Below are 14,342 nucleotides of genomic sequence, written 5' to 3'. Positions count from 1 at the left end.
ATGTACACCACCCTGATCAGCGCGGACGAACTGGCCCGCGCCCTGCAAGACCCGCGACACCGCGACATCGTGGTGCTGGACTGCGGCTTCGAGCTGACGGATCCCCAGGCGGGCCGCCGCCATTACGATGCCGGCCACCTGCCGGGCGCCTTCCACGTGCACCTGGAAGACACCCTCAGCGGACCCAAGACCGGCCGCAACGGCCGCCACCCGCTGCCCGACCGCGCCGCGCTGGCGCGAGCCCTGGCGGCGCTGGGCGTGAACGCGGACACCCAGGTGGTCGCCTACGACAATGCCGGCGGCATGTACGCGGCGCGCCTGTGGTGGCTGCTGCGCTGGATCGGCCACGAGGCCGTGGCGGTGCTCGATGGCGGCGAAGGCGCCTGGAAAGCCGCGGGCCAGCCGTTCACGACCGATGCGCCGGCGCCGCGCCCGGCGGGCGCCCTGGCCGTCGGCGAGGGCCGCCAGCCCACGCTGGATTACCCCCAGCTGCGGCAGGCGTTGGCCACCGACGCGCGCCGGGTGCTGGACGCGCGCGCCCCCGACCGCTACCGGGGCGAGAACGAAACCCTGGACGCGGTGGGCGGACACATCCCCGGCGCTCGCAACCGGTTCTTTCGCGACAACCTCGGCGCCGACGGACGCTTCCTGCCCCCCGCCGCGCTGCGCCAAGCCTTCCTGGCGCAGCTGGACGGCCGCGCGCCGGACGCGGTGGTGTGCCAGTGCGGCTCCGGCGTCACCGCGTGCCACAATCTATTGGCCATGGAAATCGCCGGCTTGTCCGGCGCCGCCCTCTACCCCGGCTCGTGGAGCGAATGGAGCGCGCAACCCGACGCGCCCGTCGCCACGGGCGCCAACCCCTGATCCGCCCATGATCGACGCCTCTTCCCGCCCGCCCCGTCCCGACAGCGGCCGCCTGTCCCATAGCGCGCACTGGGGCGTGTTCTCGGCCGCCTGGATAGACGGCGCGCTCGACGTGCGGCCGCATCCGGGCGATCCCGACCCCAACCCGCTGATCCAGAACTTCACCAACGCGCTCGACCATCCGGCGCGCGTCACCACGCCGATGGTGCGGCGCGGCTGGCTGGAACGCGGGCCGGGTCCGGATACGCGCCGGGGACGCGACGATTACGTGCCGCTCGGCTGGGACGACGCGCTGGACCTGCTGGCCGCCGAACTGCGCCGGGTGCGCGACCAGCACGGCCCGCAGGCGGTGTTCGGCGGCTCGTACGGCTGGTCCAGCGCGGGCCGCTTCCATCACGCGCAGAGCCAGGTGCACCGCTTTCTGAACACGGCGCTGGGCGGCTACGTGCGTTCGGTAAACAGCTACAGCGCGGGCGCCTCGGCCGTGATCCTGCCGCACATTCTGGGCAGCATGGACGACGTGGCGCGCCGCAACGTCACCTGGGAACAGATCGTGGCGCACACCGACGTGGTGCTGGCCTTCGGCGGCATGGCGCTGAAGAACTCGCGCGTGGCCAGCGGCGGCATCAGCCGGCACATCGAGCGCGACTCGATGCGCCAGGCCGCGCGGCGCGGCTGCCGCTTCCTGAACATCAGTCCGCTGGCCTCCGACCTGCCGGCGGACGCGATGGCGCAGTGGGTGCGCGCCGTGCCCGGCACCGACGTGGCGCTGATGCTGGCGTTGGTGCACGAGCTGGTGGCCAATGACTGGCACGACCAGGCGTTCCTGCGCGACTTCTGCGAAGGCTGGGATGGCTTCGAGGACTACCTGATGGGCCGCGCGGACGGCCAGGCCAAGGATCCGGCCTGGGCCGCGCCGATCTGCGGCGTGCCGGCCACGGACATCGCGCGGATCGCGCGTCTGCTGCCGGGCAAGCGCGTGCTGGTGACCGTGGCGCATTCGCTGCAACGCGCCGAACATGGCGAACAGCCGGTCTGGATGGGCGCGGTGCTGGCCGCGGCGCTGGGGCAGCTGGGATTGCCGGGCGGCGGCTACGCCTACGCGCTCGGCACGCTGGCGCACTACGGCAAGCGCAGCAACGCGGTGCCGGTGGCGTCGTTGCCGCAGGGCGTGAATGGCGTCAAGGCCTTCATCCCCGTGGCGCGCATCGCCGACATGCTGCTGCACCCTGGCGAGCCGTTCGACTACAACGGCAAGCGCATGGACTACCCGCACATCCGCCTGGCCTATTGGGCGGGCGGCAACCCGTTCCACCATCACCAGGACCTCAAGCGCCTGTCGCGCGCCTTCGCCACGCTCGACACCTTCGTGGTCCACGAGATCGGCTGGACCGCCACCGCGCGCCACGCCGACATCGTGCTGCCCTGCACGATGACGCTGGAACGCGAGGACATCGGCGGCGCGCCCACCGACCCGCTGCTGGTGGCCATGCACCGCATCGCCGCCCCCAACGGCCTGGCGCGCGACGACTACGACATCTTCGCCGACCTGGCCGAACGGCTGGGCGCGCGCGAGGCCTTCACCGAAGGCCGCAGCAGCGGCGAATGGCTGCGCCACCTGTATGAAAGAACCCGCGCGGCCCTCGAGGAAAAAGGCCTGGAGGCGCCGGACTTCGACCAGTTCTGGACGCGCGGCGAATGGACGCTGCCGCAGCAGGACGACGACGGCGGCATCCTGCGCGCGTTCCGCGACGATCCCGCCGGCAAGCCGCTGCCCACGCCCAGCGGCAAGGTCCAGATCAGCTCGCCGACCGTGGCCGGCTTCGGCTACCCCGATTGCCCCGGCCATCCGGCCTGGCTGGCGCCACAGGACGCGCCGACGCCGGCGCATCCGCTGTTCCTGGTCGCCAACCAGCCCGCCACCCGCCTGCACAGCCAGCTGGATTTCGGCGCCCACAGTGCGTCACAGAAGCGCCAGGGCCGCGAGGTGTGCACCCTGCATCCCGATGACGCCGCCGCCCGCGGCATCGCCGAGGGCGACATCGTGCGGCTGTTCAACGAGCGCGGCGCCTGCCTGGCCAGCGCCACGCTGAGCGAGGCCATCATGCCCGGCGTGGCGCAGCTGCCCACCGGCGCCTGGTACGACCCGGTGCGGGACGAGCGCGGCGAGGTGACGCTGTGCGGCCACGGCAATCCCAACATCCTGACGCGCGACGTCGGCACCTCGTCGCTGGCGCAGGGTTGCAGCGGCCAACTGACGGCGGTGCAGGTCGAGCGCTACGGCGGCGTCCTGCCGCCGATGCGCGCGTTCGATCGCCCGCAGCACGGCGAACCCTCCCGGACGAAGGCATAGGCCGGGCGGCGCGGCCGCAGGCGCAGGCGGGGCGGCGTGGCCGCCTCAGCGCAACGGCATCGCCACCGGGCGCAGCGGCGCCGCGTCGCCGCCGCGGATCTTCAGCGGGCCGCCGATGAAGGCGAATTCATAGACCTGGTCGCGCGACAACTCGTCCAGCGCGGCCAGCTCGATGATCGGCACGCCCTGCTGCGCCAGCAGATACGTATGCAGCGGCACGTAGTCATCGGCCACCTCGGACGGGAAGGTCTCGAAGCTGAGATTGTCGGCCCCCAGGATCATGGCGCCGCCCTCCTCCACCAGATAGCGGGCCGCGTCCAGCCCCATGCCGGGCGGCTTGGCCATGTAGGCGGCCGGATCGTCGTACAGCTTCATGCGGCCGGTGCGGATCAGCACGATGTCGCCCTGCTGCAACGCGGTCTTCTGGCGCGCCAGCGCCGCCTTCAGGTCCTGGCGGGTGATGCGGTACGAATCGGGCAGCATGTCCACGCCCTTGAGCGCGGCCACGTCGATCAGCACGCCGCGCGCCACCAGCGGCGGGAATTTCTCGATGCCGGTGCGGCGCCAGCCGCGGTCGCCCAGATGCTCGTCGGCGCGAAAGCCGTTCCAGACCTTGCCGTGGATGCCGAAATGGTTGAGCGCATCGATGTGCGTGCCGGTGTGGCTGTACATCGAGAACGCGGTGCCGGTGTAGCTGCGCGTGGCGTTCATGTCCTTGCCCACGCCCATCGGGTCGTCGACCTCGGTGCCGCGCGGCGTGTGCGTCATCCAGAACTGGTAGCGCGGATCGCCCGCGTCCTGCCAGCTCGGCATGCCCACGTAGTATTCCGTGGCCAGGTCGTAGACCTTGCCGCCGGCCACGCGCGACATGATCGCGGCGCGCGATTCGGGCGTGATCAGGTTCAGGCGGCCGATCTCGTCGTCGGGCCCCCAGGGGCTGATGCCCACCTCCTGCCCGGACGCCGGGGCGCGCGACGGCGCCCCATGCGCGAAAGCGTTGCCGGCGAGGGCGGCGGCCAGCGCCAGGCCGAGCAGTTTGCGGGTGTAAGACAGCGACATGATGCACCTTGTGCGTGGTTTCAATGGACGCCAGCTTACGGAGGGAACGGCGCGCCAGTAAGGTGGCCGCCGGCAGGACATTATTCGCTGGGCGTCAGCAATCGCCGCGCATGGCGGCGGGCAGATGCTCGGCCAGGAAATCCACGAAGGCCTTGACCTTGGGTTGCAGGTGGCGGCTGGTCGGATACACCGCGTAGACCTGGCGCGGCGCGCCGGGCAGCTCCGGCAGCACCTGCGCCAGCCGGCCCGCGGCGATGGCGGGCGCGGCCAGGAAGGACGGCAACGCGCCGATTCCCAGGCCGGCCTCCAGCAGGTCGCGCAGCATCAGGCTGTTGTTGGCCTGGACCCGCGCCGGGCCGCCGAACGGGTCAGCCGGCTGCCCGGCGTCGTCGTCCGGAACCGGGCCGGGGCTGTCGGCCAGGCTATAGCTGAGCAGGTCATGCGTGCGCAACGCGTCCACGCTGTCGGGCCGGCCGCGACGGTCGAGATACGACGGCGCCGCGCACAGCACCTGGGTCAGCGACGCCAGCCGGCGCGCTATCAACGAGGAATCGTCCAGTTGCGCCCGCAGGCGGATCGACACGTCGAACCCCTGGCCCACGGCGTCGACCAGCCGGTCCTCCATGGCCAGGTCCAGCCGCAGCTCCGGGTACAGCCGCAGGAAGCGCGCCAGCAGCGGCGACAACACGCTCAACGCGAAAGACACCGGCGCGTTCACGCGCAGCCGCCCGGCGACGCGCCCGGCCTGCTGCCTGATGGATTTCTCCAGGGTGTCGAGTTCATCGAGCAGGCGGCAGCATTCGGCGTAGTAGGCGGCGCCGGTGTCGGTCAGGCTCATCTTGCGGGTGGTGCGCTGGAGAAGCACCGCGCCCAGGTGGGCCTCCAGCGTGCGCAGCTGCTTGCTGAGACCGGCGGATGACAGGTCCAGGTCCTCGGCCGCCTTGGCGAGGCTGCCCAGTTCCACGATGCGCCGGAAGGCGCGCATGTAGTTGAAGGTGTCCATGGCGGAAACGGATAGAAGGGAATCCTGGGATTCTGCAGGGATCGGCGGCATTCGCCAAACAGGCGGACCGTGCCGGGCCATGGCGGCATAGTCGGGGGGTATCCCGTTCCAAGACAAGGAGGCTCGACGCATGTCCATCATCCGTTCCTGGCGCGCATTCCTGGCCGCCACCCTGCTCATGGTCGCGGAGGGCGGTGCGACCGGCGTAGGTGCGACCGGCGTAGGCGCCGCCAGTCCCAACACCACCGAGGCGGGGGCCGCCCTGCTGCGGGCCGCCGGCGACGGCGACGCCGCCCGGGTCCAGGCCCTGCTGGCCGAGGGCGCGCCGCGGGAAGCGCGCGACGCCGACGGCAACACGCCCCTGCTGCGCGCCACGCTGGCCAATGCTGAGGCGGCCGCCACGGCGCTCATCGAGGCCGGCGCCGACGTCAACGCCAAGAACGCCATGCAGGACAGCGCCTACCTGTACGCCGGCGCGCGCGGCCACAACGGCATCCTGGCGCGGACGCTGCGCCATGGCGCCGACCTGCGCAGCACCAACCGCTACGGCGGCACCGCACTGATCCCCGCCTGCGAACGCGGCCTGATCGAGACCGTGCGCATGCTGCTTGCGGCCGGCGTCGATCCGAACCATGTCAACCGACTGGGCTGGACGGGCCTGCTGGAGGCCATCATCCTGAGCGACGGCGGGCCGGACCACCAGGCCGTCGTCGCGCTGCTGATCGCGGGCGGGGCCGATGTGAACCTGGCCGACGGCGATGGCCGCAGCCCGCTGTGGCACGCGCGCCAGCGCGGGCAGGCGGCGACGACGCAGCTGCTGCTGGCCGCCGGGGCGCGCTGAGGCCGCTTGCCGGCCCTGTCGTCGATGTGATTCCGTGCGCGCGCGGGCCGGGCCCGGGGCTGCACGCAGTGAAGCGTCTCTACGCAGCCAGGGCGGCCAGTTCGCGGGCCTCGCCCGCCGCAAGGACCGGCGCGTCGGCGCGCGGTCGCCGCGCAGGCATCGGCGCCAGGCGACGAACGACCGCCAGCACGTCGTGCGGCTCGGCGGGCTTGCGCATCAGGGTGGCGCGCCCTTCGCAGGCCGCGGCGATCTCGGATTCCGGACGGCCGCTCAGCACCAGCACCGGCGTGTCGCCCAGGTAGGCGTTCTCGCGCATGGCGGTCAGCAGGGCGCCGCCGTCCATGCCGGGCATGGAAAAGTCGGTGATGACCAGATCCGGCCGCACTTCGAGCATTTGCCGCAGCGCGGTCAAGCCGTCCGTGTGCGTCGTGACGTCATAGCCTTCGCCGCTCAGGAATTCGCTCATCAGGGCGACCAGCACGGGCTGATCGTCGACCAAAAGGATTTTCGTCATGGTTGTCGGTGCCATGCATTCAAGACGCCGGCGGGCAAAACAGATTTGGGGGAGAGGCCGAATCCTAGGACATGCGGGCTCTTCATGTGTGAAGTAATTGTATCCGGGCGAAACGAACGCCCCATACCCCTGTATATTTCCCCGGTTTGGCCTGGCGGCGGGGACCAGAACGCATCCCTATAATCGTCCACGCCGTCCCCCGCCCCGCGCGCCGCCCTTTCCTCTGAACCGTAAACCGTTCTCATGCCGAATTCGCTGCAACCCGCCAGCCGCCATACTCTTCCCCGCACCTTGATGGCCGGTTTCGTGCTGGCGGCGCTGGCCACCCTGCTCATCGCCTTCGTCAACGTGCGTTCGGCGGAGACCCGCACCCGCGCGGTCAAGGCCATGGACCGCGCCACCGAAACGGTGCGCCAGCTCAGCCTGTTCAACTCGGCGCTCAAGGATGCCGAGATCGGCCAGCGCGGCTATCTGCTGACGGGCGACCCTTCCTACCTGCAACCGTACCTGCGTTCGGTGCCGCTGATCGAACAGCGCCTGGAAGTGGTCAAGGAAGCGGCGGCCGACGATTCCGCGCAACGCCGCATCGTCAACGACATCGCCGGCATCACGCAGCAGAAGCTGACCGAACTGCGCGAGACGGTCGAAATGCGCAAGGCCGGCGACGTGGAAGGCGCGATGGCCGTGGTGCGCACGGATTCCGGCAAGGATGCCATGGACCGCTTGCGCGACCTGGTCGCCGACCTGTACACGCGCCAGCTGAGCCAGGTCGAGGAAGAACGCGAGGCCTGGGCGGCGGCTTCGGCCACCTCCACCCTTTACTCATGGGGCGGATCGCTGCTGCTGCTGGTGCTGATCCTGGCATCGGCCGGCATGACCATCCGCGAATATCGCGCCAAGGCGCGCCAGGCCTGGGTCACGACGGGCCTCTCGGGCCTGAGCCTGCGCCTGCGCGGCGACCATCGCCTGGACGAGATCGGCAGGCGCGCGCTGGACTACCTGGCGGACTACCTGCACGCCAGCGTCGGCGCGGGCTACGTCGTCACCAACGGCGGCGACGACCTGGAGCTCTTTGGCGGCTACGCCCTGCCGGCCGAGCGGCTGGCGCAGAAGATTCCCGGCGCGCAGGGGCTGGTCGGCCAGGCCGCCGCCTCGCGCAAGCTGCTGCACCTGCGCGACGTGCCGGCCGGCCACTTCGAGGTCTCGTCGGCCACTGGCCGTTCCAACCCGGCCGAGCTGATCCTCGCGCCCGCCATGCAGAACGAGCGCGTCTATGCCGTGATCGAACTGGGCTTCAACCACGCCGTCGGCCAGAGCGAGCGCAGCCTGCTGGAAGGCGCCTCCGAGATGCTGGCCTCGGCGATCCGCGCCGGCGTGGACCGCACGCGCCTGGAAGCGCTGCTGGCCGAAACCCAGCGCCAGTCGGAAGAACTGCAGACCCAGCAGGAAGAGCTGCGCGTCAGCAACGAAGAGCTGGAACAGCAAAGCCGCATCCTGCAGGAATCGCAGGCCCGCATGGAAGTGCAGCAGACCGAGCTCAAGCAGGCCAACGTCAGCCTGGAGATGCAGACCGAGCAATTGCTGCGGGTGCAGGGCGCGCTCACCGACAAGGCGCGGCTGCTGACGCAGGCCAGCCAGTACAAGAGCGAGTTCCTGGCCAACATGAGCCACGAACTGCGCACCCCGCTGAATTCGACGCTGATCCTGTCCAAGCTGCTGTCCGAGAACAAGCCGGGCAACCTGAGCGCGGACCAGGTCAAGTACGCGCGGACCATCTACGAAGCGGGCAGCGACCTGCTGGCGCTGATCAACGACATTCTCGACCTGGCCAAGATCGAGGCCGGCCAGGCCACCGTGGAAGTCGAGGCGGTGGCCATCGCGCCCACGCTGGAACGGCTGCTGGATCCGCTGCGGCCGATCGCGCAGGACAAGCGCCTGACGCTGGAACTGGACATCGCCGCCGACGTGCCGGCGTCGCTGCACACCGATCCGCAGCGGCTGGGCCAGGTGCTCAAGAACCTGCTGTCGAACGCCTTCAAGTTCACCGAGCAGGGCAGCGTGGCGCTCAAGGTCTCGCGCGCGCCGCGCAACATGCTGTCGTTCGCCGTGCAGGACACCGGCATCGGCGTGCCGGCCGACCAGCAGGAACTGATTTTCGAGGCCTTCCGCCAGGCCGATGGCAGCAGCCACCGCAAGCATGGCGGCACCGGCCTGGGGCTGTCGATCTCGCGCGACCTGGCCAAGCTGCTGGGCGGTTCCCTGTCGCTGGTCAGCACGCCGGGGCAAGGCAGCGTGTTCACGCTGCTCCTGCCGATGCGCCTGGAGGCCGCGCCGGTGGCGCCCGGCCCCAGCCTGCCCGCGCCGATCCCGACGCCCCCCGTCATCCCCGCCTGGGCGGCGCCCGCCGCGCCCGGGCCAGCGCCGGTGGCCGAGCCGGTCCAGCCGGACCTGGAAGCGGCCCCCGAGGCCGGCCGCACCATCCTGGTCATCGAGGACGATGAACGTTTCGCCGGCATTCTCGGCGACCTGGCGCGCGAAATGGGCTTCGGCTGCCTGGCCGCGCACACCGCGACCGACGGCCTGGCGCTGGCGGCGCAGCGCCGGCCCGACGCCATCGTGCTCGACATCAACCTGCCCGACTTCTCGGGCCTGGGCGTGCTGGACCAACTCAAGCGCAATCCCCAGACCCGCCACATCCCGGTGCACATCGTGTCGGTGGCCGACTATTCGCAAGAGGCCATGGGCCGCGGCGCGATCGGCTACGCGCTCAAGCCGGTCAAGCGCGAAGAGCTGACGCAGGCGCTGCTGCGCCTGGAAGCCAAGTTCACCCAGAACGTGCGGCGCGTGCTGGTGGTGGAGGACGACGACCGCCAGCGCGAAAGCGTGCGCGAGCTGCTGGCGCGCGACGACGTCGAGATCGTGCCGGCCGCGACCGCCGGCGCCGCCCTGAACCTGCTGCGCGAGGCCACCTTCGACTGCGTGGTCATGGACCTGAACCTGCCCGACATCAGCGGCTACGAGCTGCTGCGCGAAATGGCCGAGCAGGAGAGCGTGTCGTTCCCGCCCGTGATCGTGTACACCGGCCGCGCCCTGTCGCGCGACGAAGAGCAGCAGCTGCGCCGCTTCTCCAAGTCCATCATCATCAAGGACGCGCGTTCGCCCGAGCGCCTGCTGGACGAAGTGACGCTGTTCCTGCACCAGGTCGAGGCCGACCTGCCGCCGCAGCAGCGCCAGATGCTGGAGCTGGCCCGCAGCCGCGACAGCACGCTGGAAGGCCGCACGGTGCTGGTGGTCGAGGACGACGTGCGCAACGTGTTCGCGCTGTCGAGCATCCTGGAGCCGACCGGCCTGCGGGTGGAGATCGCGCGCAACGGCCGCGAGGCGCTCGAGGCGCTGGATCGCGTCGGCGTGGACGGTCATCCGGTGATCGACCTGGTGCTGATGGACATCATGATGCCCGAGATGGACGGCTACACCGCCATGCGCGAGATCCGCACGCGGCCGGAATGGCGCCGCCTGCCGATCATCGCGCTGACCGCCAAGGCCATGAAGGACGACCAGGAGAAATGCCTGGCGGCCGGCGCCAACGACTACATCGCCAAGCCGCTGGACGTGGAGCGCCTGCTGTCGCTGGTGCGCGTCTGGATGCGCAAGTAACGCGGCCCCGCGACCATGCCCCAGTCCCCACCGAACAAGGCGCATACCGAGGATATCGAGCAGCGGCTGCTGCTCGACGCGATCTACCACCAGTACCACTACGATTTCCGCGCCTATGCGCAGGCCTCGCTCAAGCGCCGCCTGCAGAGCGCGCTGTCGCACTTCAGCTGCAAGACCCTGTCGCAGCTGCAGGACCGCGTGCTGCACGAGCCCTCGGTGTTCACCGGCCTGCTGCAATTCCTGACAGTGCAGGTCAGCGACATGTTCCGCGACCCCAGCTACTTCCTGGCGCTGCGCCGCGAAGTGGTGCCGATCCTGCGCACCTACCCTTCGATCAAGGTGTGGGTGGCCGGCTGCAGCGCCGGCGAGGAAGTCTATTCGCTCGCCATCCTGCTGCACGAGGAAGGCCTGCTGGACCGCGCCCTGATCTACGCGACCGACATCAACCCGCATGCGCTGCGCGCGGCCGAACAGGGCGTGTTCGACCTGGAGCGGGTCGCCGCCTTCACCAGCAACCACGCCCAGTCCGGCAGCCGCAGCTCGCTGTCCGACTACTACACCGCGCGCTACGGCCGCGTGGTGTTCGACAAGCGGCTGCGCGAGCACATGGTGTTCTCCGACCACAGCCTGGCCACCGACAGCGTGTTCGCCGAAGTGCACCTGGTGTCGTGCCGCAACGTGCTCATCTATTTCGAGCGCGACCTGCAGGACCGCGCGCTGCGCCTGTTCCACGACGCGCTGGTGCATCGCGGCTTCATGGGCCTGGGTTCGCGCGAGTCGGTGCGCTTTTCCGCCCAGGCCGACGGCTTCGACGACTTCGTGCTCGAAGACCGCATCTACCGCAAGAAGGCCGGCCTGTGAGCGCCCCGACGCCGGATCGCCGCGACGCGGCGCTCGCCTGGGACGCCATCGTCATCGGCGGCTCGTCGGGCGCCATCGAGGTCCTGAACCTGCTGATGCCCGCCCTGCCGGCCGGCCTGCGCGCGGCCGTGATCGTGCTGCTGCACCTGCCGCGCGACCGCCGCAGCCTGCTGGTCGACATCTTCCGCGACCGTTGCGCGCTGCCGCTGTGCGAGGCCGAGGACCAGCAGCCCGTCCGGCCGGGCCACGTGTATTTCGCGCCGCCCGACTACCACCTGCTGGTCGACCGCGGACCGCGGCTGGCGCTGTCGATCGGCCCGCTGGTGCATTTCTCGCGGCCGTCGATCGACGTGCTGTTCCAGTCCGCCGCCGACGGCTATGGCGAACGGCTGCTGGGCGTGCTGCTGTCGGGCGCCAACGAGGACGGCGCCGCCGGCCTGGCCGCCATCCACGCCGCGGGCGGCCGCGCCGTGGTCCAGGCGCCGGACACCGCCGCCATGCGGGCCATGCCCGACGCCGCCCTGGCCCGCATCGACGCCGCCGAAGTCCTGGCGCCCGCCGCCATCGCGGCGCTGCTGTCACAACAGCCCGCGCAGCCGCACCCCTGAACTCCCCAACCCCACGACACCATGATATTGACATCCGCCAAACCCTCGGACGACCGCATCAAGTGCCTGTTGGTCGACGACGTGCCCGAGAACCTGGTGGCGCTGGAAGCGCTGCTGGCGAGCGACCGGGTCGAGGTTCTGAAAGCGCAGTCGGGCCCGCAGGCGCTGGAACTGCTGCTGAACCATCCCGACGTGGCGCTGGCGCTGCTCGACGTGCAGATGCCCGACATGAACGGCTTCGAGCTGGCCGAACTGATCCGCGGCAGCGAACGCACCCGCCACATTCCGCTGATCTTCATCACCGCCGGCTCGCGCGAACAGAACTGGCAGTTCCGCGGCTACGAGAGCGGCGCGGTGGACTTCCTCTACAAGCCGGTCGACCCCTACATGCTGCGCAGCAAGGCGAACGTGTTCTTCGAGTTGCACGAACGCCGGCGCGCGCTGGCGCAGCAGCTGGAAGCGCGCACCGAGGCCCTGCGGGTCAACGACATGTTCATGGCGGTGCTGGGCCATGACCTGCGCACGCCGCTGCAGGCCGTCATCATGGGCGCGTCGATGCTGGAGCGCCAGGGCGGCGACGCCCGCGTCGTCAGCCTGGCGCAGCGCATGCTGCAAAGCAGTGAGCGCATGAAGCACCTGATCGAGGACCTGCTCGACGTGACGCGCATCCGCCAGGCCGGCGGGCTGGCGCTGACGCCGGCGCGCATCGGCATGGACACGCTGGTCAACCGCACGCTGGACGAATTGCGCACCGGCTTCGCCGAGCGCGACATCGACGCCGAATTCCATGGCGACCCGATCGGCGAGTGGGACGGCGAGCGCATCGCGCAGGTGCTGGCCAATCTGCTCGGCAACGCCCTGCACCATGGCGCCCGCGACGTGCCGGTGCGGATCGAGGTGGATGGTTCCGCCGCCGACCGGGTCGTGGTCACGGTCAGCAACGGCGGCAGCATCCCCGCGGAGCTGCTGCCGCAGCTGTTCAATCCGTTCCGCAGCGGCGTGCGGCCGGCCGGCGGCCATCGCGGCCTGGGCCTGGGGCTGTTCATCGCGCAGCAGGTCGCGCAATCGCATGGCGGCCGCATCAGCGCCGAATCGCGCGACGGCATCACCCGCTTCCGCGTGGCGCTGCCACGACAGGCGTCGACCGCTCAGGGTTGAGGCCCGGCCCCGCGCCCCATGAGCCCCGCGCGCCCGGGCCAAGGCGGCGCGCATCGCCGGATCGGGGACCTGGACCGCGCAACGACGCCGGAGTTTTCGGTAGTATGTCGCCATGGTGCCGCGGCGCGTTCCGCCGCCGCCCCCCTTCCGCGCACTCTGCGGCCGCACCCCAATGTGACCCCGGATATTCTTCATGCCCGACCCGATACGTCTGCAGGCCCTGATACAGGATTGCGCGCGCGGCCAGGAATCCGCGCTGGCCGAACTCTATCGTCAAACGTCCCCGCATCTGTTTGCCCTCGCCGTCCGTATATTGCGACGAAGCGACTGGGCGGAAGAAGTCCTCCAGGACAGCTTCATCAATATCTGGCGCAACGCCGCCCGCTATTCTTCGGAACAGAGCCAAGTCATGACCTGGATGACCCGCATCGTGCGCAACCGCTGTATCGACCTGCTGCGCAGGCCGGACCTGGAGCGCCCGGACGCCGACGGCGAACTGACGCTGGCCTGGGCGGATGACGCGCCCGGCCCCTTCGAGCGCCTGCAGACCGACCAGGACGCCCGGCGCCTGGCCGACTGCCTCAAGCAGCTGGAAGGCCAGCAGCGCACGGCCATCGCGCTGTCCTTCTTCGACGACCTGAGCCACGGCGAGATCGCCCGCCGCCTGCAGGCGCCGCTGGGCACGATCAAGAGCTGGGTGCGGCGGGGCATGGAACGGCTCAAGAGGTGCCTGTCATGAACTACCGCGATCCGCAATTGCGCGCCCGGCTGGCGGCCGACTATGTCTCGGGCGCCATGCGGGGCGGCGCCCGCCGCCGCTTCGAGGGCCTGATGGCCGCCGATGCCAACCTGCGCCGGCAGGTGCGCGGCTGGGAAGACGACATCTACCCCTTGCTCTGGTCGCTGCCGGGCAGGACGCCGCCGGGCCGCGTCTGGCGCGCCATCGAATCGCGCCTGCGCCCCGGCGCCGCCCCCTGGTGGCGCGGCCTGGCGTTCTGGCGCATCGCCAGCGGCGCGCTGGCCGCCCTGCTGGTGGCCGGCGTCGTCATCTACCCCATGCAGGTGGACCGCGCCGCCCGCGCGCAACTGATGGCCGTGCTGCAAAGCCCCGAAGCCCAGGCCATGCTGGTGGTGCGCGCCGACGAAGCCGGCGGCCTGCGTATCCAGGCGCTGCAGAACCTGGCCACGCGCGCTGGCGGCAAGGCGCTGGAGCTCTGGGCCATCCCGCCCGGCCAGGCGCCGCAGTCGGTCGGGCTGGTGTCGCCCGAAGGCCTGACGGCGCTGCGCCGCGCCCAGGGCCTGGCCGGCGTCCAGCAACTGGCCATCACGCTGGAACCGCCGGGCGGCTCGCCCACCGGCGCGCCCACCGGGCCGGTCATCATGAGCGGCGACGTGCTGAAGATCTGAGCCGCATCCAACGCGGG

At 70.6% G+C, this 14,342-nt stretch carries 12 protein-coding genes; 9 read left to right on the top strand and 3 right to left on the bottom strand.

Going from position 1 to position 14,342, the window contains the following annotated elements; all coding sequences use genetic code 11:
• A complete protein-coding gene (locus I6I07_RS12010; RefSeq protein WP_198486805.1) occupies nucleotides 1-864 on the top strand; it encodes a sulfurtransferase in 864 nt (287 codons plus the stop codon).
• Nucleotides 865-871: 7 nt separating this feature from the next.
• On the top strand, nucleotides 872-3,217 hold the full coding sequence (locus I6I07_RS12005; RefSeq protein WP_198486804.1) for a molybdopterin guanine dinucleotide-containing S/N-oxide reductase: 2,346 nt from the start codon (nucleotides 872-874) through the stop codon (nucleotides 3,215-3,217).
• A 45-nt stretch (nucleotides 3,218-3,262) separates the two neighbouring features.
• On the opposite strand, the gene I6I07_RS12000 is transcribed toward I6I07_RS12005, so the two are convergent.
• Both I6I07_RS12000 and I6I07_RS11995 read right to left on the bottom strand, forming a co-directional pair.
• Nucleotides 3,263-4,276: a cyclase family protein gene (locus tag I6I07_RS12000; protein WP_198486803.1), complete on the bottom strand. Its 1,014-nt coding sequence runs from the start codon at nucleotides 4,274-4,276 to the stop codon at nucleotides 3,263-3,265.
• Between the two features lie 94 nt (nucleotides 4,277-4,370).
• On the bottom strand, nucleotides 4,371-5,279 hold the full coding sequence (locus I6I07_RS11995) for a LysR family transcriptional regulator (RefSeq protein ID WP_198486802.1): 909 nt from the start codon (nucleotides 5,277-5,279) through the stop codon (nucleotides 4,371-4,373).
• A 130-nt stretch (nucleotides 5,280-5,409) separates the two neighbouring features.
• Here I6I07_RS11995 and I6I07_RS11990 point away from each other — a divergent pair, with 130 nt between their 5' ends.
• Nucleotides 5,410-6,120, top strand: a complete 711-nt coding sequence (locus tag I6I07_RS11990; protein ID WP_198486801.1) for an ankyrin repeat domain-containing protein — start codon at nucleotides 5,410-5,412, stop codon at nucleotides 6,118-6,120.
• A 79-nt stretch (nucleotides 6,121-6,199) separates the two neighbouring features.
• On the opposite strand, the gene I6I07_RS11985 is transcribed toward I6I07_RS11990, so the two are convergent.
• Complete coding sequence (locus tag I6I07_RS11985; RefSeq protein WP_232626060.1) at nucleotides 6,200-6,634, bottom strand: response regulator; 435 nt, start codon at nucleotides 6,632-6,634, stop codon at nucleotides 6,200-6,202.
• A 243-nt stretch (nucleotides 6,635-6,877) separates the two neighbouring features.
• On the opposite strand from I6I07_RS11985, the gene I6I07_RS11980 reads away from it, so the two are divergent.
• From I6I07_RS11980 to I6I07_RS11955, 6 genes are all read left to right on the top strand, one after another.
• Nucleotides 6,878-10,291: a response regulator gene (locus I6I07_RS11980; RefSeq protein WP_198486800.1), complete on the top strand. Its 3,414-nt coding sequence runs from the start codon at nucleotides 6,878-6,880 to the stop codon at nucleotides 10,289-10,291.
• A 15-nt stretch (nucleotides 10,292-10,306) separates the two neighbouring features.
• A complete protein-coding gene (locus I6I07_RS11975) occupies nucleotides 10,307-11,152 on the top strand; it encodes a CheR family methyltransferase (protein ID WP_198486799.1) in 846 nt (281 codons plus the stop codon).
• Nucleotides 11,149-11,760: a chemotaxis protein CheB gene (locus tag I6I07_RS11970; RefSeq protein WP_198486798.1), complete on the top strand. Its 612-nt coding sequence runs from the start codon at nucleotides 11,149-11,151 to the stop codon at nucleotides 11,758-11,760. The genes I6I07_RS11975 and I6I07_RS11970 overlap by 4 nt, the downstream gene beginning before the upstream one ends.
• 21 nt (nucleotides 11,761-11,781) lie before the next feature.
• Nucleotides 11,782-12,918 (top strand): hybrid sensor histidine kinase/response regulator, encoded by a 1,137-nt coding sequence (locus tag I6I07_RS11965; RefSeq protein WP_198486797.1) that lies wholly within the window; start codon nucleotides 11,782-11,784, stop codon nucleotides 12,916-12,918.
• 193 nt (nucleotides 12,919-13,111) lie between these two features.
• Complete coding sequence (locus tag I6I07_RS11960; RefSeq protein WP_006391269.1) at nucleotides 13,112-13,657, top strand: RNA polymerase sigma factor; 546 nt, start codon at nucleotides 13,112-13,114, stop codon at nucleotides 13,655-13,657.
• On the top strand, nucleotides 13,654-14,325 hold the full coding sequence (locus tag I6I07_RS11955) for an anti-sigma factor (protein ID WP_198486796.1): 672 nt from the start codon (nucleotides 13,654-13,656) through the stop codon (nucleotides 14,323-14,325). Before I6I07_RS11960 ends, I6I07_RS11955 begins: the two co-directional genes overlap by 4 nt.
• The last annotated feature ends 17 nt before the right edge of the window (nucleotides 14,326-14,342 follow it).

This window comes from Achromobacter deleyi (assembly GCF_016127315.1).
GTDB lineage: Bacteria > Pseudomonadota > Gammaproteobacteria > Burkholderiales > Burkholderiaceae_B > Achromobacter > Achromobacter insuavis_A.
The sequence above is the reverse complement of the archived record's forward strand: the minus strand, read 5'-3'. Positions and strand labels throughout refer to the sequence as shown.